Source organism: Curtobacterium sp. MMLR14_002, from assembly GCF_001864975.1.
In the GTDB taxonomy this organism is placed as follows: Bacteria; Actinomycetota; Actinomycetes; order Actinomycetales; family Microbacteriaceae; genus Curtobacterium; species Curtobacterium flaccumfaciens.
Genome location: NZ_MJGT01000114.1, coordinates 1 through 357 on the forward strand (window position 1 = coordinate 1; position 357 = coordinate 357).

Sequence of the window (357 nt, forward strand, 5' to 3'; positions counted from 1 at the left end):
TGGCAGTCGTGATCGTGACCGGCTTCGCCAAGCGTGCTCCGAGCAGGTTCGACAGCCGCAGCCACCGGTGCCACGCCTCCCGGAACCCGGGCGCGGTCAGTGCTTCTGGCCCATCGTCGAGCACGAGCGCTGTCTCGGGCGGCGTCGCTCCCGTCACGCCCGCCGGACGACGCGCGAGCATCGCGAGGTGCGCGGACAGGAGCGCCCAGGACGTCGGGCCCGCCGTGAGCGGTCCGGTGCTGCCGAGCGCGAGGGCGAGCGCCTGCTCGACGATCGACCCGCTCTCGGCGACCATCTTGCCCTTGGGGATACCGAGCATTGGGAGGGCATCGGCGAGACGCTCCGTCCGTGCTGCAG

The 357-nt window shown here is 72.3% G+C and carries 1 protein-coding gene; it reads right to left on the reverse strand.

The window, feature by feature from the left end; genetic code table 11:
* Positions 1 to 319 (reverse strand): hypothetical protein (locus BIU91_RS16640; protein WP_139196879.1); only part of this gene is annotated, 319 nt, incomplete at its 3' end.
* Positions 320 to 357: the final 38 nt, after the last annotated feature.